Raw genomic sequence first — 21461 nt, 5'->3', positions numbered from 1 at the left:
GGGGCGGGCGATGGAACAGATCCTCGGAACCTCGGTCGGCGACTTCATCTTCGTCAGCCTGATCCTGGGCGGCGGCGGCGGCTTCCTGACCGGCCAGGGCCAGGCCCAGGGCTGGGCGCCGATGCGCAAGGTGGTGCCCTTCGTGGTGCTGCTGGCCTGTGCGACCCGATTCCTGCACTTCGCGCTGTTCGGCGGTACGCTCTTGTCGCCGACCGGCTTCGTCATCGATCTTGTGTGGATCGGCCTCTGCGCCACGGTCGCCTACCGGATGACGCGGGCGGCGAAGATGGTGCGGCAGTATCCGTGGCTGTACGAGCGCGCCGGCCTGTTCGGCTGGCGTGACCGGCGGCCGGCCGCACGGTAAGACGCCGGTCCTTCCGGGCCGGCGAAAAGCAAGGGCCGGCGGGGTCGTCCCGCCGGTCGATGAACTGGGGAGAGCGATCTGATGACGAGATTCAACCGAGTGCTCCTGGCCGGCGTGGCGCTGGCCGCGATGACATCGGCCCCGGCCTGGGCCGATGTGAAGATCGGTCTGGGCGCGCCGCTGACTGGCCCGAACGCGTCCTTCGGCGAGCAGATGAAGCGCGGCACCGACGCCGCGGTGAAGGCGCTGAACGACGCCGGCGGCGTGAATGGCGAGAAGATCACGGTCGTCTACGGCGACGACGCGTCGGATCCGCGCCAGGGCGTCGCGGCGGCCAATGAACTGGTCGGCGAGGGCGTGGTGGCGGTGATCGGCCACTTCAACTCCTCGGTCTCGATCCCGGCCTCCGCGGTCTATGCCGAGGAAGGCATCGTCCAGATCTCCCCGGCCTCGACCAACCCGCAGCTGACCGAGCAGGGCCAGAAGACCACCTTCCGCACCTGCGGCCGCGACGACCAGCAGGGCGAGGTCGCCGGCCCCTTCCTGGCCGAGAAGTACAAGGGCAAGAACGTCGCCATCCTCCAGGACCAGACCACCTACGGCAAGGGCCTGGCCGACGCGACCAAGGCGGCGATGAACAAGGCCGGCCTGAAGGAAGTGCTGTATGAGGGCATCACGGTCGGCGAGAAGGATTTCTCGGCCGTCGTCTCCAAGATGAAGCAGGCCAAGGTCGACGTGATCTATTACGGCGGCTTGCTCAGCGAGGCCGGCCTGATCCTGCGTCAGGCGCGCGAGCAGGGGCTGACCGCCCAGTTCATCTCCGGCGATGGCATCGTCGCCGAGGAGTTCTGGGGCATCACCGGCGATGCCGGCCAGGGCGTGCTGATGACCTTCGGCGCCGACCAGCGCAACTCCCCGGCGGCCAAGGATGTCGTGGCCAAGTTCAAGGCCGACAACTACGACCCCACGGGCTACACGCTGTACAGCTACGCAGCGGTGCAGGCCTGGGCCCAGGCCGCGACCAAGGCCAAGAGCTTCGAGGGGCCGAAGGTGGCCGAGGCGCTGCATGACGGCTCGCTCTACAAGACCGTGCTGGGCGAGCTCTCCTTCGACGAGAAGGGCGATCGCAAGCAGGCCGACTACGTGTTCTGGATCTGGAACAGCGGCAAGTTCGTCGAGGCCACCCAGGCCGAGCTGGCCAAGGTCGGCAAGTAAGCGTTCCGGCATCTGATATCGGGCCCGGCGGAACTTCCGCCGGGCCTTTTTTGTCACATGATTGATCACGGCGCCGTTCCGTGGTGTAACGGACGGTCTATATCGCAGTGCAGCATGGGGGTCAGCGATGGAGCTGCCAGCCTCCCCGATGGCGATCGAGCCGCGCGGGCTCGACCGGGACTCGCTCAAGCGCGACATTCTCGAATGGCTGGTCTATGCCGTCGGGCGCGAGGTCCATCGCGCCACCCGCCACGACTGGTTCGCCGCCACCGCCCTGGCCGTGCGCGACCGGCTGGTCGACCGCTGGATGGCGGCGCAGCACCGCGAGGAGGCGACCGACGGCAAGCGGGTCTACTATCTCAGCCTGGAGTTCCTGGTCGGCCGGCTGATGGCCAACGCGCTGACCAATCTCGGCATCTACGACACCTGCCGCGAGGCGCTGGGGGAGTTCGGCGTCGACCTCGGCTCGGTGCTGGAGGTCGAGCCCGACGCGGCGCTCGGCAATGGCGGCCTCGGCCGCCTCGCCGCCTGCTTCCTCGACAGCATGGCCACGCTCGGCATCGCCGGCACCGGCTACGGCATCCGCTACGAATACGGGCTGTTCGAGCAGCAGTTCGACCGCGGCTGGCAGGTCGAATATCCCGAGGACTGGCTGAAATTCGGCAACCCCTGGGAGTTCGAGCGGCCGGAGGTGGCCTATCCGATCGACTTCTACGGCAAGGTCGAGCCGGGCGAGCCCGGGCCGGACGGGCGGCCGAAGCCGGTCTGGCGCGGCAGCCAACGGGTGCTGGCCGTGGCCTACGACACGCCGGTGGTCGGCTGGGGCGGCGCCACGGTCAACACGCTGCGCCTGTGGTCGGCCAAGCCGGTGCGGGAGTTCGACCTGGTCCCCTTCAACTCCGGCGACTATCTGAAGTCGGTCGAGGACAAGATCCTGTCCGAGACCCTGTCACGCGTCCTCTACCCCAACGACAACACCCCGGCGGGGCAGGAGCTGCGGCTCAAGCAGGAATACTTCTTCACCTCGGCCTCGCTGCAGGACGTGCTGCGGCGGCACCGGATGCATCATGACGGCTATGACGACCTGCCGGAAAAGGCGGCGCTGCAGCTGAACGACACCCATCCGGCGATCGCGGTGCCGGAGCTGATGCGCCTCCTGATCGACCGGCACCGGCTGGACTGGGACCGCGCCTGGGCGATCACCAAGGGCTGCATCAGCTACACCAACCACACGCTGATGCCCGAGGCGCTGGAGACCTGGCCGGTGGCGCTGCTGGAGCGGGTGCTGCCGCGCCATCTGCAGATCATCTACGAGATCAACGACCGGTTCCTGAAATCCTCCAAGGTGGTGGCGAAGGATCCCAGCCGCCTGTCCACCCTGTCGCTGATCCAGGAGGGCTGGGACCGGCGGGTGCGGATGGGGCCGCTGGCCTTCCTCGGCAGCCACCGGGTCAACGGCGTCTCGGCCCTGCACACCCAGCTGATGCGCGAGACGGTGTTCCGCGACCTGAACGAGGAGTTCCCGGACCGCATCACCAACAAGACCAACGGCATCACCCCGCGCCGCTGGCTGGTGCAGGCCAACCCGAACCTGTCGCAGCTGATCCACAACATGATCGGCAGCGGCTGGGAGGATGATCTGGGGCGGCTGTCCGCCCTGGCCGGCAGGACCGAGGACAGCGCCTTCCGCGAGGCGTTCTGGGCGGTGAAGCGCCGCAACAAGGCCTTCCTGGCGCATCATATCGGTGAGATCGCCGACCTGCGCGTCTCCGGCGACGCGCTGTTCGACGTCCAGGTCAAGCGCATCCATGAATACAAGCGACAGCTCTTGAACATCCTGCACGCCGTGGCGCTGTGGCAGGAGATGCGCGACACGCCGGACGCGGCCTGGACGCCGCGGGTCAAGATCTTCGCCGGCAAGGCCGCGCCCGGCTACGCCGTCGCCAAGCTGATCATCAAGCTGGCCAACGACGTGTCGCGGGTGATCAACGCCGATGCCGAGATCCGCGACCAGCTGAAGATGGTGTTCCTGCCGAACTACAACGTCACGCTGGCCGAGCGCATCATCCCCGCCGCCGACCTGTCGGAGCAGATCTCGACCGCCGGGATGGAGGCGTCGGGCACCGGCAACATGAAGTTCGCGCTGAACGGCGCGATCACCATCGGCACGTTGGACGGCGCCAATGTCGAGATCGCCGAGCGGGTGGGCGCCGACAACATCCTGATCTTCGGCCTGACCGCGGCCGAGGTGGCGGCGAAGCGGGCCCAGGGCTACGACCCCGGGGCCGTGATCGCGGCCGACCCACGCCTGGCCCGGGCCATCGCGGCGATCGAGGACGGCACCTTCTCGCCCGACGATCCGGGCCGGTTCCGGCCGATCACCGACGCGCTGCGGCACAGCGACTGGTTCCTGGTGGCGGCCGACTTCGCCGCCTATTGGGACACCCAGGCCCGCGCCGCGGCCCTCTACCGCGACCGCGCCGAATGGACCCGCATGGCGATCCGCAACACCGCGAATGTCGGCTGGTTCTCCTCCGACCGCACGGTGCAGGACTATGCCGAGGAGATCTGGGGCGTCTGGCCGCCCCTGGCCCGCGCGGCGGAATAAGGCTCCGCCGTTACGGCCTTGCGCCCGGACGCCTCGGCGGGAAGACTGCGCCCCACCGATTCCCACCCGGACAAGTTGCATGCGCGCCGCCCGCCTCCTGCTTCGCCTCGCCTTCGCCGTCCTGCTGCTGCCCGGCGCCTTGCCGGCCGCCGCCCAGGCGCCGGCGGGAGCGGAGGCGCCGGCGGCCAGCGGCGGCCTCGCCATGTATGGCGAGCCGAAATACCCGGCGGATTTCGCCCATTTCGCCTATGCCGACCCGGCCGCGCCGAAGGGCGGCGAGCTGCGCCAGGCCATGGTCGGCAGCTTCGACACGCTGAACCCCTTCATCATCGGCGGCCAGACCGACCAGGTCCGGCTGATCGTGCCGCCCTACATCTTCGCCAGCCTGATGACGCGGGGCTGGGACGAACCCTTCACCCTGTACCCGTATCTGGCCGACCGGGCGGAGATGTCGGACGACCGGCGCCAGGTCACCTTCCATCTCAATCCGAAGGCGGTGTTCCATGACGGCACGCCGGTCACGGCGGATGACGTGATCTTCACCTGGCAGACCCAGGGCACCAAGGGCCTGCCGAACACCCGCGCGCTCTACGAGACGCTGGATGGGATCGACCGCATCGACGACCGCACGGTGCGCTTCCGCTTCAAGCCGGAGGCGGCGCGCGAGAACCCGCTGGTCGTGGCCATGCAGCCGATCCTCAGCAAGGCGTGGTACACGGCCCATCCCTTCGACCAGCCCAGCCTGGATCCGCCGCTCGGCGCCGGCCCCTACACTTTCGGCGCGGTCGACGCTGGACGCAGCATCACGCTGGAGCGGGTCAAGGACTGGTGGGCGGCAGACCTGCCGGCGATGCGTGGCCTCTACAACTTCGACACGATGCGGTTCGACTTCTACCTCGACGCCGACACGGCGCTGGAGGCGTTCAAGGCCGGCGCCTACACGCTGCGGCGGGAACGCGACGCCGAGAAATGGGTCGGCGGCGCCTACGACTTCCCGGCGGTCCAGGACGGCCGCGTCACCATGCTGACCCTGCCGCACAATCGGCCGGTGGGGATGATGGGCCTGGCCATGAACACGCGCCGGCCGATCTTCGCCGACCCGCGGGTGCGCCGGGCCCTGATCCTGGCCTTCGATTTCGAATGGGTGAACAAGACCCTGCTGGGCGGCCAGTTCAAGCGGGACGACAGCTACTTCGCCAACTCCTCCCTGGCCGCGACCGACACGCCGAAGGGGGCGGAACTGGCGCTGCTGGAGCCGTTCCGCAGCCAGCTGCCGCCGCAGCTCTTCACCGAGCCGTACACCCTGCCGCCAAGCGACGCCAGCGGCCGCAACCGCGAGAATCTGCGGGCGGCACAGGCGCTGCTGGCCGAGGCCGGCTGGACGATCAGGGACAACGCGCTGGTGGATGGCAGCGGCGTCCCGTTCCGGTTCGAGATCCTGCTGCAGGGCAAGGGCTACCAGCGCATCGCCCTGGCCTATGCCGACCAGCTGCGCCGGCTAGGCATCCAGGCCTCGGTCCGGCTGGTCGAGAGCGCGCAATATGCCAATCGCACCGGGACCTATGATTTCGACGTGATCCTCAACACCTGGATCACGACGCTCTCGCCCGGCGTCGAGCAGTCCCGCTACTGGGGCAGCCGCTCGGCCGACGTGCCCGGCACCCGCAACTATCCGGGGGTGAAGAGCCCGGTGGTCGACGCCCTGATCCAGGCCGTCACCGCCTCGCGGAGCCAGGAGGAGCTGCAGGCCGCGGTGCACGCGCTGGACCGGGTGCTGCTGTGGGGCAACTATGTGGTGCCGCTCTACTATCTCGACCGCGACTACGTCGCCTATTGGGGCAATCTCGGCCGGGTCACCACGGTCAACCCGACCTACGGCACCGTGCTCGAGGCCTGGTGGTCGAACGGCAAGTAGCGGCGTCCCGGCGGCCGTATCGATTCGCTGCAATTCTCCACAATTGTTGGGAACCCGGTCCGCGGCCGGGGGTTTCCCCAACGCCGCCTCGGCTCGCTCCGGGGCGGGCCGCCCCAGAAGCCCAAGGAGCTTTTCGTGAAGCGCATTCTTCTCGCCGCCGCCATTGCGACTCTCGCGGCCTCGCCCGCTTTTGCCGGGTGCGTCGAAGACGCCCAGGCCCAGGCCCAGAAGGTCCAGACGCTGAGCCAGGGCCTGATGTCCAAGGCCCAGGCTCCGCAGGCGGAGCAGTGCTCGGCCATGAAGGAGGTCATGGACGAGACCCAGAAGCTGGTCGGCCTGTACAAGGGCTGCCAGGCCGACCTGAAGCTGACCGACGCGCAGATCCAGCAGCTCGACCAGCAGGTCGCCACCGGCCAGCAGGGCTATTCCGCCCAGTGCGGCGGCTGATCTCCCGGCCTTTCGGTGATGAAAAGCCCCGGCCGTCCGGCCGGGGCTTTTTCATGTCAGATCTCCCGCGCCAGCGCCGCCTCCAGGACCGTGGTCCTCAGCGCGCTGGACAGGTTGCCGTCCGGGTCGCGGGCGGCATCCACCGCCTCGACCAGCCGGTTGACCGGCAGGCCGCGCGCCGCGGCCAGGCGGGTGAGGGCGTCCCAGAAGGCCGGCTCCAGCGACACGCTGGTGGCGTGGCCGGCGATGCTGACCGACCGCTTGCGGACGCCGCTCACCGCAGCCTGATCAAGCGCTCGGGCCGACCATGGTCTCCGGCCGCACCCACTGGTCGAACTGCTCGGCGGTCAGCAGGCCCAGCGCGATCGCCGCCTGCTTCAGCGTGGTGTTCTCGGCATGCGCCTTCTTCGCCACCTTGGCCGCGTTGTCGTAGCCGATATGCGGGTTCAGCGCCGTCACCAGCATCAGCGATTCGTGCAGCAGCTGCTCGATCCGGTCGGTGCGGGCCTCGATGCCGACGACGCAGTTGTCGGTGAAGCTGCGGCAGGAATCGGCCAGCAGGCGGATCGACTGCAGCAGGTTGTAGATGATCACCGGCTTGAACACGTTCAGCTCGAAATGGCCGTTCGACCCGGCGATGGTCACGGTGACATGGTTGCCCATGACCTGGGTGCAGACCATGGTCATCGCCTCGGACTGGGTCGGGTTGACCTTGCCCGGCATGATCGACGAGCCGGGCTCGTTCTCCGGCAGGTGGATCTCGCCGATGCCGCAGCGCGGGCCGGAGCCCAGCAGCCGGATGTCGTTGGCGATTTTCATCAGCGACACGGCCAGGGTGTTCATCACGCCCGACGCCTCGACGCAGGCGTCATGCGCGGCCAGCGCCTCGAACTTGTTCGGCGCGGTCTTGAACGGGAAGCCGGTGATGGTGGCGACATGCGCCGCGAAGGCCTCGGCGAAGCCCTCCTTGGCGTTCAATCCGGAACCGACGGCGGTGCCGCCTTGGGCGAGGTCGAGGAGATGCGGCAGGCAGCCCTTCACCCGGGCGATGCCCAGCTCGATCTGGCGGGCGTAGCCGGAGAACTCCTGGCCCAGCGTCAGCGGCGTCGCGTCCTGCAGATGGGTGCGGCCGATCTTGACGATGTCCTTGAACTCCGCCGACTTGGCGGCCAGGGCGCGGTGCAGGTGCTCCAGGCTCGGCAGCAGCTCATGGCCGATCTGCTCGACCGCGGCGATGTGCATCACCGTCGGGAAGCTGTCATTCGAGGACTGGCCGCGATTGACGTGGTCGTTCGGATGCACCGGCTTCTTCGAGCCGATCTCGCCGCCCAGGATCTCGATGGCGCGGTTCGAGATCACCTCGTTGGCGTTCATGTTGGTCTGGGTGCCGGACCCGGTCTGCCACACCACCAGCGGGAAATGCTCGGCCAAGGTACCGTCGATCACCTCCTCGGCCGCGGCGACGATGGCATTGCCGACCGAGGCCTCGAGCTCGCCCAGCGCGATGTTGGCCTGGGCCGAGGCCTTCTTCTGGATGCCCAGCGCCCGCACCAGCGGGGCCGGCATGCGCTCGCCGCCGATCTTGAAGTTCTGCAGGCTGCGCTGCGTCTGCGCGCCCCAGTAGCGGTCGGCCGGCACCTCGACGGCGCCCAGGCTGTCGGTCTCGGTGCGGAATGCGGTTTCGGCGGCCATCGAAAGGCTCCGGTTGCTGTCAGTTTTTGGCTGGCCGGTTTGCTAGCACGAATGCGGGTGTGGGGGTAGGCTGGGTTCTCCCCGACCGATTCCCGATCCGCGGAGCGAGCTCCATGACCGCCCACGATCATCACGACCATGACCACGATCACGACCATGAAGGCAGCGCCCTGCCGGAGATCGCGCTGCGGGTGAAGGCGCTGGAATCGATCCTGGTCGAGAAGGGCTATGTCGACCGGGCGGCGCTCGACGTGCTGATCGAGACCTACGAGACCAGGATCGGCCCGCGCAACGGCGCCCGGGTGGTGGCCAAGGCCTGGGCCGACCCGGCCTATCGCGACCGGCTGCGGGCCGATGCCAGCGCCGCGATCGCCGAGCTCGGCTTCATCGGCCGCCAGGGCGAGCACATGGTCGCGGTCGAGAACACGCCGGATACGCACAACCTCGTCGTCTGCACCCTGTGCTCCTGCTACCCCTGGCCGGTGCTCGGGCTGCCGCCGGTCTGGTACAAATCGGCGCCCTACCGCTCGCGCGCGGTGATCGATCCGCGCGGCGTGCTGGCCGATTTCGGCGTCGCCCTCCCGCCCGAGACGAAGATCCGGGTCTGGGATTCGACCGCCGAGACCCGCTATCTGGTGATCCCGATGCGCCCGGCCGGCACCGAGGGCTGGGACGAGGACGCGCTGGCCGGCTTGGTCAGCCGCGACAGCATGATCGGCGCCGACGTGGCGCATGCACCGGGAGACGCCCGATGAACGGCGCCCAGGATCTCGGTGGCATGATGGGCTTCGGCCCGGTGGTGCCGGAGCCGGAGGATGTCCGCTTCCACGCCGAGTGGGAGAAGCGGGCCCTGGCCCTCACCCTCGCGGCGGGCGCCTTGGGGCGCTGGAACATCGATATCAGCCGGCATGCGCGCGAGACGCTGCACCCGGCCGACTACCTGTCCTCCAGCTACTACGAGATCTGGACCAAGGGGCTGGAGAAGCTGTTGCAGGGCGCCGGTCTTGTCTCGGCGGCGGAGCTGCAGGCCGGCCGCGCCATCGACCCGCCGGTGCCGGGCCAGAAGGTGCTGGCGGCGGACCAGGTCGCCGCGGTGCTGGCGCGCGGCAGCAACTACCAGCGGCCAGAGGCGGCGCCGGCGCGCTTCGCCATCGACGATGTGGTGCTGACCCGCAACGAGCATCCGGCCGGCCACACCCGGCTGCCGCGCTACGCCCGCGGCAAGGTCGGCACGGTCGAGCGCGTGCACGGCGTCTTCGTGCTGCCCGACAGCAACGCCCATGGCCGCGGCGAGAGCCCGCAATGGCTCTACACCGTGCGCTTCGACGGGCGCGAGCTGTGGGGCGAGGCGGCGGACCCGACCCTGACCGTCTCGATCGACGCCTGGGAGGGCTATCTTGAGCCGGCATGAGGCGGTGATCGCGGCGCTGGACGGCGCCGCCCCGCTGCCGCGCGACGCCGACGGGCCGGTCTTCGCTGAGCCCTGGCAGGCCCAGGCCTTCGCCATGGCGGTGGCGCTGCACCAGCGCGGCGTGTTCACCTGGCCGGAATGGGCGGCGGCGCTGGCGGCGGAGATCGCGAGCGCCCGGGCGGCCGGCGACCCCGACGACGGCAGCCGCTATTACGAGCACTGGCTGGCGGCGCTGGAACGGCTGGTGCTGGCCAAGGGCGTCGCCGATGCCGAGGCGCTGGGTCGGCGCAGGGACGCCTGGGACCGCGCCGCCCGGGCCACGCCGCATGGCGCGCCGATCCTGCTGGAGAACGATCCCCTCTCCTGATGCTAGACTTGGGGATCGGGCCGAGTCCCGGCCCTGCCCAGCGACATCGGGGAAGACCCATGACCGTTCAGCTGCACAACCCGGCCGGCGTCGCCGCGCCGTTCTCCCGCTACAGCCATGGCGCCTCGGCCCCGGCCGGCGCCCGCTGGCTGCACATCTCCGGCCAGGTCGGCGCCACGCCGGACGGCACCATTCCCGACGACGCCGAGCGCCAGTTCGAGCTGGCCTGGGACAACCTGTTCGCGGTGCTGGCCGATGCCGGCATGGCGGTGACCGACCTGGTCAAGGTCGACGGGTTCATCACCCGGCCGGATCTGGTGCCGCTGTACCGCACGGTGCGCGAGCGGCGCCTGGGCGGCTATGCCACAGCCTCGACCCTGGTGGTGGTCGCCGGCCTGGCGGTGCCCAGCCTGCTGGTCGAGATCCAGGCGGTGGCGGCCCGTTAGAGCCCAGAGCGAGGACCAGCAATTCAAAGCCGTCATCGCGAGGAGCGAAGCGACGTGGCGATCCCGCGGCACGATTCCTGGATGGCCACGCCCCTGCGGGGCTCGCCATGACGACTATGGATTGGCGGCTTAGCCGGCCTTCGCCACCTTGAGGATGCGCTCGCGGTAATCGGCGACGGTGCTGACCTTCAGCCCGTCGACCTTGCCGCCATCGTCCCAGCGCCGCAGCCGCACCGCGGCGTCGACATGGGGGTGGCGGGCGAACTCCGCCGCCTCCGCCGCGCTCATCGGCCCGCCCTGCTTGCCGAGCGAATGGACCGAGGCGGCGGACAGGACGTCCAGATAGCTCGGCTCGACGGCGCAGAGATAGCGCTTGGCGGCGACATGCAGCCGCACCGGCTCGCTCACCTCCGGGCCGAAGCGGGCGGCCAGCCAGTCGCCGCCGGCGCCGTCATGCTTGTGATAGCCGAAGGCGTCGTCGGCCAGCTCCAGGAAATGGCCGATATCGTGCAGCAGGGCGGCCACCACCAGCACGTCGGGCGCGCCTTCGTGCTCGGCCAGGGCGGCGGCCTGCAGGCCATGCGCCTGCATGGTCACGCCTTCGCCATAGGTGTTGTGGCCATGGGCGGCGAACAGGCCCTCGATCTCGGCCAGCAGGGGATGCAGGGGCGTGGTCATCGCGCAGCCTCCAGGCTGAACAGCGTGCTGGTCAGTCCGTCCTTGTCGGCGTAGCAGCCCTGCAGCCAGCGGCGCCCGGCGGAGAAGCCGCGGCGGCCATGCAGCACGCGCTGGTTGTCGACCAGGAACAGGTCGCCCGGCGCCAGGCGGAAGCCGACCGTGAGATCCGGGTCGTGCAGCAGCCGGCCGAAGCGGCGATAGGCGTCGTAGAAGGGCTCGACCTCGTCCGGATCCAGGTCGAAGGGCGCGATCGAGCGGTTGTTGTAGCGCACCGCCGCGAGAGCTCCGTCGGCATCCAGTTCGATCAGCGGCGCCCGGCTGCGCAGGTCGACCCGGCCCGGCAGGTCGCCACGACCGGGCTCGACATAGCGGAACGGCACGGCCCGGCGGGTCAGCAGGGCGAAGGCGTCGGGCGCCTCGCGCCGCAGCCGCTCGGCCGCGGCGAAGCCGTCGACCACCACCGACTCGCCGCCCTCCGCCGCCGCCTCCAGGCAGTGCAGCAATTGCAGCTGCGGCACCGGATCGCGATAGGGGTTGTCGGTGTGGTTGCCCAGGGACAGTGCGGTGAAGGCCAGGTTCTGCGGCTTGTCCACCGCCACCACGTCGAACAGCCGACCGTAATTGGTCTCGCGCACGAAGCCGAACAGTTCGACCACCTTGCACACCATGCCGGGCTCCACCAGCACGCCGCGCAGCAGGGCGAAGCCATGGTCCCAGGCCGCGCGCAGCCAGGCGGCGCGGGCGCCAGCATCGCCGGCCACGGTGGCATAGTCGCCGGTGGGCAGCACCAGCGACGAATCCCACAGCACCGGCCGGCGCCGGCGCTCGGCGCGCGAGGCCGGGTCCAGCGCATGGGCGCGCAGCCAGGCGGCCGGGAAGCGGGCCGCGCTGTCGAAGCCGGTCAGGTGGATCTCTACCGCCCCGTCGGCGCCCAGGGCCACGCCGGCGATGGCGATACCATCGGGCAGGTCGATGGCGTCGAACAGGCGCTGCCCGTCCGGCCGGTCGCGGCGGTCGGGCCGGTTGTCGGCCAGCCAGATCGCGGGATAGGGGCTCTCGCGTCCGTCCGACCAGCGGATGGTCAGGCGGTCCGGCGTGTGGTGCAGCGTCGCGATCCCGATGTCGTCGGTGGTGATCGGACGGGCGGCGGCGATGGGCATGGCGTGTTGCCGGTTCTTTGGGGCTGGGGTGGCTGGCGCCGAAGCTGCGCCGACCTCATGCATAAGTCCAATACGGGCTTTCCATGCTATCTATAGGCCATGCGAATAAACCTGATGCAACTGCGGGCCTTCCACGCGGTGGCCACGCAGGCCAGCTTCACCCTGGCGGCGCGGACGCTGGGGCTGACCCAGCCGACCCTGTCGCAATCGGTGAAGGCGCTGGAGGAGCGCTACGGCGTGCTGCTGTTCGAGCGCAGCTCGCGCCGGGTGCAACCGACCGAGATGGGGCGGCGGCTGTTCCGGCTGACCACCCGCCTGTTCGACACCGAGCAGGAGGCGGCGACGCTGCTGGAGGGCTCGGCCCAGCTGGCCCGGGGCCTGCTGCAGCTGGGCGCCGACAGCCCGTACTATGTCATGCCGCTGATCGCCGAGTTCGACCGCCGCCACCCGCAGGTCGAGATCCGGCTGTCGATCGGCAATGCCGGGGCGGTGCTGGAAGACCTGTCGGAGGCGCGGCTGGACGTGGCCCTCCTGTCCAACCCGCCGGTCGATCCGCGCTTCCACATCGTGCCGCTGTACCGCGACCCGGTGCGGCTGATGCTGCCGGCCGGGCATCCCCTGGCAGAGGCGGAGACGGTCCCGGTCGCGGCCCTGGCCGGGCAGCGCCTGGTGATGCGCGAGACCGGGTCGATGACCCGGCGCACGGTCGAGCGCGGCCTGGCGGAGGCGGAGATCGCGCCCGGCGTCGTGTTCGAGGTGATGGGCCGCGAGGCGGTGCAGGAGGCGGTGGCGCTGGGCCTCGGCCTCGGCTTCATCTCCGCCGGCGAGATCCGGCCGGATCCGCGTATCGCGGTCCGGCCGCTGGCTGACTGCGACTGGCACACCGACGAATATGTGTTGTGCCAGCGCGACCGCCGCCGTTTCCCGGCGATCCGCGCCTTCATCGATCTGGCGGTGACGGCCGCCGCCTAGGCCAAAGGGGGGGAGGACGGGATGAGGAAGGTCATCGTCACGGAATTCATCAGCGCCGATGGCGTCGCCGAGGTCGAGATGCTGACCGGCGTCACCTGGAACGCCGAGATGGACCGGTTCAAGAACGATGAGCTGGCCGACAGCGGCGCCATGCTGCTGGGGCGCAAGACCTATCAGATCTTCGCCGGCTCCTGGCCCAAGGAGACCGGGGACTTCGCCGACCGGTTCAACGCGCTGCCGAAATATGTCGCCTCGACGACGCTGACGACGCTCGACTGGGCGCCGGCCGAGCTGCTGCGAGGTCCGCTGCCGGACGCGGTCCGGGCGCTGAAGGCGGGCGAGGGCGGCACCATCTATGTGCATGGCAGCATCAGCGTGGCGCAGCAGCTGCTGCGGCATGGGCTGGTCGACCGCATCCGCCTCCTCGGCTATCCGCTGGCGCTCGGCCAGGGAACACCGCTGTTCCCGCCGGGCGAGCGGCTCGGGCTCGAGCTGATCTCGGCCGCGCGCTTCGGCAACGGCGTCCTGGCCCTCGAATACGCGCCGGTGACGGTGGCGCCCTGAGCGACCCTCCAACGCCACAATGTTCGAGGATCGAACGCATTTGAGGCGTATACTCGGATATTCAGGTGGCGTTGGGTTCGGAGGGCCAAGGCGCTTCCATGAGCGACCATCGCAAGCTGGCGGCGATCCTGGCCGCCGATGTCGTCGGCTTCAGCCGGCTTGCCGGCGCGGATGAGGAACGCACTCTGGCCCGGCTGCGCGCCCTGCGCAGCGACCTGATCGACCCCACGATCGCCATCCACAACGGCCGCGTGGTGAAGCGGACCGGCGACGGATCGCTGGTCGAGTTCCGCAGCGTCGTCGACGCCGTGCGCTGTGCCATCGAGGTGCAGCGCGCCATGGTCGAGCGCAATGCCGGCGTGGCGCCCGACCGGCAGATCGAGTTCCGCATCGGCATCCATCTCGGCGACGTGGTGGAGGAGAGCGACGGCGACCTGATGGGCGACGGCGTCAACATCGCCGCGCGGCTGGAGGGCGTGGCGGCGCCCGGCGCCATCTGCCTGTCCGAGGATGCCTATCGCCAGGTCAAGTCGAGGCTGGACCTCTCGGTCAGCGATCTCGGCAGCACCCAGCTCAAGAACATCGCCGAACCGATCCGGATCTACGCGCTGCAGATCGGCAGCGCCCCGGCCGCCGACCCCGCGGCACAGCGCCCGCGGCCTGCGCCTGCCGCGCCGCCGCCGGGAAAGCCGTCGATCGCGGTCCTGCCTTTCACCAACATGTCGGGCGATCCGGAGCAGGAATACTTCGTCGACGGCATGGTCGAGGACATCATCACCGCCCTGTCGCGCTTCAGCCAGCTGGCGGTGATCGCGCGCAACTCCACCTTCACCTACAAGGGCCGGGCGGTCGATGTGCGCCAGGTGGCGGCGGAGCTGGGCGTGCGCTATGTGCTGGAAGGCGGCGTCCGCAAATCCGGCAACCGGCTGCGTGTCACCGGCCAGCTGATCGACGCGGCGACCGGCGCCCATCTCTGGGCGGAACGGTTCGACGGCGATGTGCAGGACGTGTTCGACCTGCAGGACAGGATCACCGCCAGCGTCGTCGGGGCGCTCGAGCCGACCATGCTGAAGGCGGAGATCGAGCGCGCGCGCCGCAAGCCGGTCGAGAATCTCGACGCCTACGATCTCCATCTGCGGGCGCTGCCGCATGTCTATGCCATGCGGCCGGACGAGAACCTGCTGGGCTATGGCCTGCTCATGAAGGCGGTCGAGCTCGATCCGACCTTCGCCTCGGCGCTGGCCCATGCCGCGTGGTGCCTGGAACAGCGGCTGTCGCGGGGTTGGCCGGCCGCCGGGCCCGATGATCTGGGGACGGCCATCTCGCTGGCCCGCCGGGCGGCCGCCGCCGCCGGCAGCGACGACCCGGTGGCGCTGGTCGTCGCCAGCTTCGTCCTGGTGATGGCGGGGCGGGACTACGGCGCCGGCCTCGCCGGCGTGCGGCGCGCGGTGGAGCGGAATCCCGGCTCGGGCTACGTCAACTTCCTGGCCGGCACCGCGCTGGTCTGCGGCGGCGACCCCGAGGCCGGCCTGGCGCTGCTGGAGCGGGCAATGACGCTCGGCCCGCTGGATCCCAGCTACTACATGTTCCTGACGGTGGCCGGGATGGCCCATCTGTTCGGCGGCCGCCCCGCCAGGGCCGTCGAGCTGGCCGAGCGGTCGGCCGCCCTCAACCCCGACTGGGACACGGCCCACTGGGTCCTGGTTCCGGGCTATGTCCAGCTGGACCGGCTGCCGGAGGCGCGCGCGGCGCTCGGCAAGTTCCTCGCCCTGGCGCCCGGAAGCACCGTCTCGGCCATCCGGGACTATCTGCCGCTCAGGGACACGCTGTCCCGGGACATGATCCTCGACGGGTTCCGCAAGGCCGGCCTGCCGGAGTGAGCCGGATCAGCCCTTCGGCACCAGCCGGTTGACATGGCCCATCTTGCGGCCGGGGCGCGGCGCGCCCTTGCCGTAGAGATGCAGCCTGGCGCCCGGCTCGGCCAGGAAGTCCGGCCAGCGCAGCACGTCGTCGCCGATCAGGTTCTGCATCACCGCGTCGGAATGGCGCGCGGTCGATCCCAGGGGCAGGCCGCAGACGGCGCGGACCAGCTGCTCGAACTGGTCGCAGGCGCAGGCATCCTGGGTCCAGTGGCCGGAATTGTGCGGCCGCGGCGCCAGCTCGTTGACCAGCAGGCCGCCGTCGCGCGCCTCGAACAGTTCCACCGCCAGCAGGCCGACCATGTCCAGCGCGGTGATCAGCGTGCGGGCGATCTCCTCCGCCTCCGCCGCGCGCTGCGGCGCCAGGCCGGGGGCGGGGGCGATCGTCTCCGAGAGGATGTGGTCGCGATGCCGGTTCTCGACCGCCGGGTAGCAGACCACCGACCCGTCGACGCCGCGGGCGGCGATCACCGACAGCTCGCGGGCGAAGTCGACGAAGCCCTCGAGAATCGCCGGCCGGCCGCCCAGCTTGTCCCAGGCCGCGGCGGCATCGGCGGGGTCGCGGATCACCGCCTGGCCCTTGCCGTCATAGCCTTCGCGCCGGGTCTTCAGCACCGACGGCGTGCCGATCGCCGTCACCGCCGCCGTCAGCTCCTCGGCCGAGCCCACGGCCCGCCAGGGCGCGGTGCCGATGCCATGGCGGTTGCAGAAATCTTTCTCCGACACCCGGTCCTGGCACACCGCCAGCCCGTCCGGCCCCGGCCGCACCGGCACGCGGGCCGCCAGGTGCAGCACGGTCTCGTAGGGGATGTTCTCGAACTCGTAGGTGACGACGTCGACCTGGGCGGCGAAGGCGTCCAGCGCCGCGTGGTCGGTGTAGGAGGACAGGGTCGACCGGTCGGTCACCTGGGCGCAGGGGCTGTCCGGCTCCGGGCACAGCACATGGGTGCGGTAGCCGAGGCGCGCCGCGGCCAGGGCGGTCATGCGGCCGAGCTGGCCGCCGCCGAGCATGCCGATGACGCTACCGGGCGGAAGGGGTGTCGGAGTGCTGGTCATTCGTCCTTCGGGTGCTCGGCGACGGCCTCGGTCTGGCGCTGGCGCCAGGCATCCAGCGCATCGGCGACGGCGGGGTCGCTGAGCGCCAGGATCGCGGCGGCCAGCAGCGCCGCGTTGATCGCCCCGGCCCGGCCGATCGCCAGGGTGCCGACCGGGACGCCGCCCGGCATCTGCACGATCGACAGCAGGCTGTCCATGCCCTTCAGCGCCTTGCTCTCGACCGGCACGCCCAGCACCGGCAGCGGCGTCATCGCCGCCGTCATGCCCGGCAGATGTGCGGCGCCGCCGGCGCCGGCGATGATCACCTTGACGCCGCGGCCGCGCGCCGCGCGGGCGAAATCGGCCATCCGGTCCGGCGTGCGATGCGCCGACATGATCAGCGCCTCATGGCCGATGCCCAGCAGCGACAGGGTCTCGGCGGCGTGGCGCATGGTCTCCCAGTCGGACTGGCTGCCCATGATGATTGCCACAGGCGGCACGGCGGCGGGTTCGGCCATCGGTCAGGATATCCTCGGGCTCAGGCGATGATGTCGGGCAGCAGCTTGCTCTCGATCATCGAGATCTGGTCCTTGAGCAGCAGCTTGCGTTTCTTCAGGCGCTGGATCTGGAGCTGGTTGACGGGTCCGTCCGCGCTCAGCCGGTCGATGATCTCGTCGAGGTCGCGGTGCTCGACCCGCAATGCGGCCAGCCTCTCCTGCATCGACTCGATGTCGATCATTCCCTCAAACGGCCTTTCCTGCGGGTCCCGGTTCAACGGCGGCCCGATCATAGCAAAGGGAGCGGCCCGACCGGAACGCGTTTGACGCGGGGCTCCCGCGCGGGCCCGGCCGGCCGCTGCATCCGGCTCTTACAGCACCGGGCGTATCCCGGTACAAGGGGGAAACGCAACCGGGGACGGAAACGAAGCACGGCATGGCGGGCGAGAAGCGCATCGGAATCCTGACCAGCGGCGGCGACTGCGCCGGGCTGAACGCGGTGATCCGCGCGGCGGTGTGCCGGGCCGACGGCCTCGGCTGGACCGTGATCGGGATCAAGGAGGGCACGTCGGGCCTGCTGGCCCGGCCGCTGCGCTACGAGGTGCTGACGCCGGACAAGATGACCACCGCGGTGATGCGCCAGGGCGGCACCATCCTCGGCACCACCAACAAGGGCGACCCCTTCGCCTTCCCGATGGCCGACGGCACGCTGAAGGACCGGTCGGTCGAGATCGTCGGCGCCTATCACGAACTCGGCCTCGACGCGCTGATCGGCATCGGCGGCGACGGCAGCCACCAGATCCTGCGGCGCCTGGCGCAGCAGGGTGGCTTCAACTATGTCGGCATCCCGAAGACGATCGACAACGATGTCGGTTTGACCGAGGTCTCGGTCGGCTTCGACACCGCGGTGGCGGTGGCGACCGAGGCGCTGGACCGGCTGCAGCCGACCGCCGCCAGCCACGCGCGGGTGATGGTGCTGGAGGTGATGGGCCGCGACGCCGGCCACATCGCGCTGGCCGCAGGCATCGCCGGCGGCGCCGACGTGATCCTGATCCCGGAGATCCCGTTCTCGATCGACTCCGTGGCCCAGAAGATCCGCGAGGTGCGCAAGACCGGCCGCAACTTCGCGCTGGTGGTGGTGTCGGAGGCGGTGAAGACCGCCGACGGCACCAAGGTGCACAAGGATTATCACGGCGGCGAGAAGCGCTTCGGCGGCATCGGCGACTATGTCGCCTTCAAGATCGCCGACACCACGGGGGCGGAGACGCGGGTGACGGTGCTGGGCCATGTCCAGCGCGGCTCGATGCCCAGCTGGCGCGACCGGCTGATCGCCTCGGCCTTCGGCGCCCATGCGGTCGACCTGATCGCCGAGGGCAAGTTCGACCGGCTGGTGGCCTGGTCCGACCGGCGGGTGATCGACGTGCCGCTGCAGGAGGCGATCGCCGAATACCAGGACGTCAAGCCGGACGATCCGCTGGTCACCACCGCCCGGGCCTTGGGGATCTGCCTGGGGGACTAGCCCAGCACCCGTGCCGGGTCGCCGACCCGGATCTCGCCCGGCACCTCGACGATGCAGAGCACGCCGAAATGGGTGGCGTTGCGTTTGGTGATCGCCATCAGCACCGCGGGGTCCAGCGGCAGGTCGCCCTGGGCGATGGTGGTGAAGGCGCAGCGCACGCAGGGCTCGGCGATGCGCAGGCGGACGCCGCCCACCGTCATGGCCCGCCCGATCCAGCCGGTCTCGGCGAAGCCTTCCGCCCCCGGCAGGTCGACCAGCAGGTTCGGCCGGAACCGCCGCTCGTCGATGGCGCTGTCGGGCAGGATCGCGCGCAGCGCGGCGAGCGAGGCGGTGGTGACCAGATGGATCGGGTGGCGCTCATAGCGCGGCTTCAGCGGCCCGGTCGTCGCCGTCTGTTCGGCGTCGGCGGCGTGCGGCCGCAGCGCGACCGGGAAGCCGAAATGCGCGGCCAGGGCCTCACCCGCGGCTTCGGCCGGCAGGCTGCTGCCGTCCGGGAAGTCCAGATGCAGCCCGTCTTCGGCGCTGCGGGCGCGGATCTGCGGCGCCGGGCGCCAGCGGCGCTTGCTCTCCGGGAAGGCGGTCTCGCCGCTGTCCCGGGCGGCCAGGCCCCAGTCCCGGTCGCCGGCCAGCCCGGTGGCGCCGACGATGCAGGCCTGCAGCCGCTCGCCGCCGAGCGAGCTGACCGGATAGCGCCACAGCGCCGTGACCCGACCGTCCATTGTCATCCCCCTGCCGTCCGCCAGCAGTATCGCCGATGCGGCGGGGTCCGCAAGCTGGAGGGGCCGCTAGCGATCCTGCCGGTGGACGTCGTGTGTGACGACGCCGTCCTCGACCGGGGGTCGGTCCAGGCGGTGCGGGTCGGCCAGGGTGCGGCGGATGTCGTCCAGGCCGCTCTGCCAGTGCTCGCGCATCGCGTCCGGCCCGAACTCATAGTCCTTGGAATGGCCCTCATAGGCCTTGGNGTGACGACGCCGTCCTCGACCGGGGGTCGGTCCAGGCGGTGCGGGTCGGCCAGGGTGCGGCGGATGTCGTCCAGGCCGCTCTGCCAGTGCTCGCGCATCGCGTCCGGCCCGAACTCATAGTCCTTGGAATGGCCCTCATAGGCCTTGGACTGGTAGATCAGATGGACGATGTTGTAGGCGCGCTCGCAGGCCAGCTCGGCGATCGCCTGCATCTCCGGCTCCTGCTTCGCGTCGTCCGGCAGCCGGTCCATCACCCGCTGCAGCGCCCGGCGCATCTTCTGCATCTGCGTCATGTAGGTGGTGATGGCGCGGGTGCGGCTGGAGTACTGGATGTCCTTCTGCCGGCTGTTCACCTCCATCAGATCGTCCGGCATGCGGCCCCTGGCCGACCACAGRTCGACCTGGAAGGTCAGCGTGTCGCGCCGCGGCTCGGTCGACAGCACGTAGGAGAGCGGCGTGTTCGAGACCACGCCGCCGTCCCAGTARWRCTCGCCGTCGATCTCGACCGCCGGGAAGCCGGGCGGCAGCGCGCCGGAGGCCATGAAATGCTCCGGCCCCAGCCGGCGCTCGGCCGTGTCGAAATAGACGAAGTTGCCGCTGCGGACATTGACCGCGCCGACGCTGACCCGGGTCTCGCCGGAGTTCAGCCGGTCGAAATCGACCAGCCGCAGCAGCGTGTCGCGCAGTGGGCTGGTGTCGTAGAAGCTGGTGGCGGCGTCGCCGCCGAAGGGCGACAGGAAGGGCGGCGGGAAGCGCGGCCTGAAGAAGCCGGGCTGGCCCTGGAACAGCGCCCGCATCGCCGCCGCCGCGTTGTGGGCCGACCGCAGGTCGAAGGCGAAGGGCAGCGACTCGGCCAGCCCCTCGCCCGCCGGCCACTCGACCGGGATGGCGCAGATCGTCTCCCAGAACTCGCGCAGCCGGTCCACCCGCTCRKCCTCCGGCGAGCCGGCGATCACCGCGGTGTTGAGCGCGCCGATCGAGATGCCGGCCAGCCAGGTCGGGCGGATGCCGGCCTCGTGCAGCCCCTCATAGACCCCGGCCTGGTAGGCGCCGAGCGCCCCGCCGCCCTGCAGCACCAGGGCGACGACGTCGTAGGGCGGCCGCTCGACCCGCCCCGGGGCGCCGCGCGCCTGCTTCCGTTTCACGCCACGCATTCCGCCTTCTCCTCCCGCCGGGTCAGGCGAGATAGTCGTGCACGACCGAGCCGAGGCCCAGCGTCAGGTCGGCGACCAGATGCTTGGCCGACAGCACCTCCAGCACCGGCAGCTCGGCGATCGGCGCCAGGGCATGCGGGTACAGGTCCAAAGCCGCCGGGCCGGTCCAGGCGCCCTTGACGGTGATGTCCTCGAGATAGTAGCGCACCAGCTCGCAGATCCGCGGGCTGCCGTCGACATGCGGGATGATCTTCAGCAGGAAGTTCGGCGCCGCCAGGCCCTTCGCCTCCGCCGCCGGGTCCAGGGTGCGGTGCTTGTAGCCCATGGTGCCGGTGGCGATGCGGATCGAGCCGTAGTTCAGCGTGCCGACCAGCGTGTCGGTCTCCACCGCCAGGGTCGGCTGGGCCAGCTTCTTCGGGAAGCCCCACARCTCGCGCCCGCCSGCGATCGGCGGGTGGTCGTTCAGGAACATCTGGTGGGTGTAGCCGCCCAACTGCCCCTGCCAGCGCACCGGGATCACCTGGCCGCTCTCGGTA

Annotated in this window: 23 protein-coding genes; 13 read left to right on the top strand and 10 right to left on the bottom strand. The window is 70.3% G+C overall.

Annotation, left to right across the window (positions count from 1 at the left end; all coding sequences use genetic code 11):
• Positions 1–10: 10 nt before the first annotated feature.
• The 5 genes from BWR60_RS20185 to BWR60_RS20165 all read left to right on the top strand — a co-directional run bounded on the left by BWR60_RS20185 (position 11) and on the right by BWR60_RS20165 (position 6549).
• A complete protein-coding gene (locus BWR60_RS20185; RefSeq protein ID WP_088152808.1) occupies positions 11–364 on the top strand; it encodes a DUF6867 family protein in 354 nt (117 codons plus the stop codon).
• An 81-nt stretch (positions 365–445) separates the two neighbouring features.
• The gene (locus tag BWR60_RS20180) at positions 446–1579 is read left to right on the top strand and encodes a branched-chain amino acid ABC transporter substrate-binding protein (protein ID WP_088152807.1); all 1134 of its coding nucleotides are present in this window, start codon (positions 446–448) and stop codon (positions 1577–1579) included.
• A gap of 127 nt (positions 1580–1706) precedes the next feature.
• The gene (locus tag BWR60_RS20175; protein ID WP_088152806.1) at positions 1707–4187 is read left to right on the top strand and encodes a glycogen/starch/alpha-glucan phosphorylase; all 2481 of its coding nucleotides are present in this window, start codon (positions 1707–1709) and stop codon (positions 4185–4187) included.
• A 79-nt stretch (positions 4188–4266) separates the two neighbouring features.
• A complete protein-coding gene (locus BWR60_RS20170) occupies positions 4267–6102 on the top strand; it encodes an extracellular solute-binding protein (RefSeq protein ID WP_230983116.1) in 1836 nt (611 codons plus the stop codon).
• A 135-nt stretch (positions 6103–6237) separates the two neighbouring features.
• Entirely contained in the window at positions 6238–6549 is a 312-nt protein-coding gene (locus BWR60_RS20165; protein ID WP_088152805.1) for a hypothetical protein, read from the top strand.
• 56 nt (positions 6550–6605) lie between these two features.
• Here the strand turns inward: BWR60_RS20165 and BWR60_RS20160 are convergent, their stop codons facing one another.
• Both BWR60_RS20160 and fumC read right to left on the bottom strand, forming a co-directional pair.
• Positions 6606–6827: a ribbon-helix-helix domain-containing protein gene (locus BWR60_RS20160; RefSeq protein ID WP_088152804.1), complete on the bottom strand. Its 222-nt coding sequence runs from the start codon at positions 6825–6827 to the stop codon at positions 6606–6608.
• Positions 6828–6837: 10 nt separating this feature from the next.
• A complete protein-coding gene (fumC, locus tag BWR60_RS20155) occupies positions 6838–8241 on the bottom strand; it encodes a class II fumarate hydratase (protein ID WP_088152803.1) in 1404 nt (467 codons plus the stop codon).
• Positions 8242–8354: 113 nt separating this feature from the next.
• Here fumC and nthA point away from each other — a divergent pair, with 113 nt between their 5' ends.
• Genes nthA through BWR60_RS20135 form a run of 4 tightly spaced genes read left to right on the top strand, consistent with a single transcriptional unit; the run spans position 8355 to position 10465 of the window.
• A complete protein-coding gene (gene nthA, locus BWR60_RS20150; protein ID WP_088152802.1) occupies positions 8355–8996 on the top strand; it encodes a nitrile hydratase subunit alpha in 642 nt (213 codons plus the stop codon).
• A complete protein-coding gene (nthB, locus tag BWR60_RS20145) occupies positions 8993–9652 on the top strand; it encodes a nitrile hydratase subunit beta (protein ID WP_088152801.1) in 660 nt (219 codons plus the stop codon). Before nthA ends, nthB begins: the two co-directional genes overlap by 4 nt.
• Positions 9639–10019, top strand: a complete 381-nt coding sequence (locus BWR60_RS20140) for a nitrile hydratase accessory protein (protein ID WP_088152800.1) — start codon at positions 9639–9641, stop codon at positions 10017–10019. The genes nthB and BWR60_RS20140 overlap by 14 nt, the downstream gene beginning before the upstream one ends.
• A gap of 59 nt (positions 10020–10078) precedes the next feature.
• Complete coding sequence (locus tag BWR60_RS20135) at positions 10079–10465, top strand: RidA family protein (protein WP_088152799.1); 387 nt, start codon at positions 10079–10081, stop codon at positions 10463–10465.
• A gap of 129 nt (positions 10466–10594) precedes the next feature.
• Here BWR60_RS20135 and BWR60_RS20130 read toward each other — a convergent pair whose 3' ends face one another.
• Both BWR60_RS20130 and tmpA read right to left on the bottom strand, forming a co-directional pair.
• On the bottom strand, positions 10595–11143 hold the full coding sequence (locus BWR60_RS20130) for an HD domain-containing protein (protein ID WP_088152798.1): 549 nt from the start codon (positions 11141–11143) through the stop codon (positions 10595–10597).
• On the bottom strand, positions 11140–12303 hold the full coding sequence (gene tmpA, locus BWR60_RS20125; protein ID WP_088152797.1) for a 2-trimethylaminoethylphosphonate dioxygenase: 1164 nt from the start codon (positions 12301–12303) through the stop codon (positions 11140–11142). Before tmpA ends, BWR60_RS20130 begins: the two co-directional genes overlap by 4 nt.
• Before the next feature lie 114 nt (positions 12304–12417).
• Here tmpA and BWR60_RS20120 point away from each other — a divergent pair, with 114 nt between their 5' ends.
• From BWR60_RS20120 to BWR60_RS20110, 3 genes are all read left to right on the top strand, one after another.
• On the top strand, positions 12418–13275 hold the full coding sequence (locus tag BWR60_RS20120; protein ID WP_179221855.1) for a LysR substrate-binding domain-containing protein: 858 nt from the start codon (positions 12418–12420) through the stop codon (positions 13273–13275).
• A 21-nt stretch (positions 13276–13296) separates the two neighbouring features.
• Positions 13297–13839 carry a dihydrofolate reductase family protein gene (locus tag BWR60_RS20115; protein WP_088152795.1) on the top strand — a complete coding sequence of 181 codons (543 nt, stop codon included), beginning with the start codon at positions 13297–13299 and terminating at the stop codon, positions 13837–13839.
• Between the two features lie 98 nt (positions 13840–13937).
• A complete protein-coding gene (locus BWR60_RS20110; protein ID WP_088152794.1) occupies positions 13938–15719 on the top strand; it encodes an adenylate/guanylate cyclase domain-containing protein in 1782 nt (593 codons plus the stop codon).
• A gap of 6 nt (positions 15720–15725) precedes the next feature.
• On the opposite strand, the gene BWR60_RS20105 is transcribed toward BWR60_RS20110, so the two are convergent.
• The 3 genes from BWR60_RS20105 to BWR60_RS20095 are packed head-to-tail and all read right to left on the bottom strand — an operon-like array spanning position 15726 to position 17532.
• Positions 15726–16814 (bottom strand): 5-(carboxyamino)imidazole ribonucleotide synthase, encoded by a 1089-nt coding sequence (locus BWR60_RS20105; protein ID WP_088152793.1) that lies wholly within the window; start codon positions 16812–16814, stop codon positions 15726–15728.
• Positions 16811–17311, bottom strand: coding sequence for a 5-(carboxyamino)imidazole ribonucleotide mutase (gene purE, locus BWR60_RS20100; protein ID WP_088152792.1), 501 nt, complete (start codon positions 17309–17311; stop codon positions 16811–16813). Before purE ends, BWR60_RS20105 begins: the two co-directional genes overlap by 4 nt.
• A 20-nt stretch (positions 17312–17331) precedes the next feature.
• Entirely contained in the window at positions 17332–17532 is a 201-nt protein-coding gene (locus BWR60_RS20095; RefSeq protein WP_179221854.1) for a YdcH family protein, read from the bottom strand.
• Between the two features lie 194 nt (positions 17533–17726).
• Here BWR60_RS20095 and BWR60_RS20090 point away from each other — a divergent pair, with 194 nt between their 5' ends.
• Positions 17727–18809 (top strand): ATP-dependent 6-phosphofructokinase, encoded by a 1083-nt coding sequence (locus tag BWR60_RS20090; RefSeq protein ID WP_034842419.1) that lies wholly within the window; start codon positions 17727–17729, stop codon positions 18807–18809.
• Here the strand turns inward: BWR60_RS20090 and BWR60_RS20085 are convergent.
• The 3 genes from BWR60_RS20085 to BWR60_RS20075 all read right to left on the bottom strand — a co-directional run.
• Positions 18806–19528: an MOSC domain-containing protein gene (locus tag BWR60_RS20085; RefSeq protein WP_179221853.1), complete on the bottom strand. Its 723-nt coding sequence runs from the start codon at positions 19526–19528 to the stop codon at positions 18806–18808. The genes BWR60_RS20090 and BWR60_RS20085 overlap by 4 nt on opposite strands.
• Positions 19529–19530: 2 nt before the next feature.
• Complete coding sequence (locus BWR60_RS20080; protein WP_218823588.1) at positions 19531–20925, bottom strand: DUF3734 domain-containing protein; 1395 nt, start codon at positions 20923–20925, stop codon at positions 19531–19533.
• A gap of 22 nt (positions 20926–20947) precedes the next feature.
• The coding region (locus BWR60_RS20075) for an acetoacetate decarboxylase (protein WP_144445678.1) at positions 20948–21461 on the bottom strand (514 nt) is incomplete at its 5' end.

Source organism: Inquilinus limosus (genome assembly GCF_002195995.1).
Taxonomy (GTDB): Bacteria; Pseudomonadota; Alphaproteobacteria; order DSM-16000; family Inquilinaceae; genus Inquilinus; species Inquilinus limosus_C.
Note: the sequence above shows the minus strand (reverse complement) of the source record. Positions and strands in the feature narration are given on the sequence as shown.

What these genes read in the sequence shown, in the direction of transcription:
- BWR60_RS20130 (WP_088152798.1), bottom strand. Translation starts at nt 11,143, where the DNA reads ATGACCACGCCCCTGCATCCCCTGCTGGCCGAGATCGAGGGCCTGTTC.
- nthB (WP_088152801.1), top strand. Translation starts at nt 8,993, where the DNA reads ATGAACGGCGCCCAGGATCTCGGTGGCATGATGGGCTTCGGCCCGGTG.
- BWR60_RS20115 (WP_088152795.1), top strand. Translation starts at nt 13,297, where the DNA reads ATGAGGAAGGTCATCGTCACGGAATTCATCAGCGCCGATGGCGTCGCC.
- BWR60_RS20135 (WP_088152799.1), top strand. Translation starts at nt 10,079, where the DNA reads ATGACCGTTCAGCTGCACAACCCGGCCGGCGTCGCCGCGCCGTTCTCC.
- BWR60_RS20185 (WP_088152808.1), top strand. Translation starts at nt 11, where the DNA reads ATGGAACAGATCCTCGGAACCTCGGTCGGCGACTTCATCTTCGTCAGC.
- fumC (WP_088152803.1), bottom strand. Translation starts at nt 8,241, where the DNA reads ATGGCCGCCGAAACCGCATTCCGCACCGAGACCGACAGCCTGGGCGCC.
- BWR60_RS20085 (WP_179221853.1), bottom strand. Translation starts at nt 19,528, where the DNA reads ATGGACGGTCGGGTCACGGCGCTGTGGCGCTATCCGGTCAGCTCGCTC.
- BWR60_RS20095 (WP_179221854.1), bottom strand. Translation starts at nt 17,532, where the DNA reads ATGATCGACATCGAGTCGATGCAGGAGAGGCTGGCCGCATTGCGGGTC.
- BWR60_RS20120 (WP_179221855.1), top strand. Translation starts at nt 12,418, where the DNA reads ATGCAACTGCGGGCCTTCCACGCGGTGGCCACGCAGGCCAGCTTCACC.
- nthA (WP_088152802.1), top strand. Translation starts at nt 8,355, where the DNA reads ATGACCGCCCACGATCATCACGACCATGACCACGATCACGACCATGAA.
- BWR60_RS20180 (WP_088152807.1), top strand. Translation starts at nt 446, where the DNA reads ATGACGAGATTCAACCGAGTGCTCCTGGCCGGCGTGGCGCTGGCCGCG.
- purE (WP_088152792.1), bottom strand. Translation starts at nt 17,311, where the DNA reads ATGGCCGAACCCGCCGCCGTGCCGCCTGTGGCAATCATCATGGGCAGC.
- BWR60_RS20105 (WP_088152793.1), bottom strand. Translation starts at nt 16,814, where the DNA reads ATGACCAGCACTCCGACACCCCTTCCGCCCGGTAGCGTCATCGGCATG.
- BWR60_RS20170 (WP_230983116.1), top strand. Translation starts at nt 4,267, where the DNA reads ATGCGCGCCGCCCGCCTCCTGCTTCGCCTCGCCTTCGCCGTCCTGCTG.
- BWR60_RS20090 (WP_034842419.1), top strand. Translation starts at nt 17,727, where the DNA reads ATGGCGGGCGAGAAGCGCATCGGAATCCTGACCAGCGGCGGCGACTGC.
- tmpA (WP_088152797.1), bottom strand. Translation starts at nt 12,303, where the DNA reads ATGCCCATCGCCGCCGCCCGTCCGATCACCACCGACGACATCGGGATC.
- BWR60_RS20110 (WP_088152794.1), top strand. Translation starts at nt 13,938, where the DNA reads ATGAGCGACCATCGCAAGCTGGCGGCGATCCTGGCCGCCGATGTCGTC.
- BWR60_RS20175 (WP_088152806.1), top strand. Translation starts at nt 1,707, where the DNA reads ATGGAGCTGCCAGCCTCCCCGATGGCGATCGAGCCGCGCGGGCTCGAC.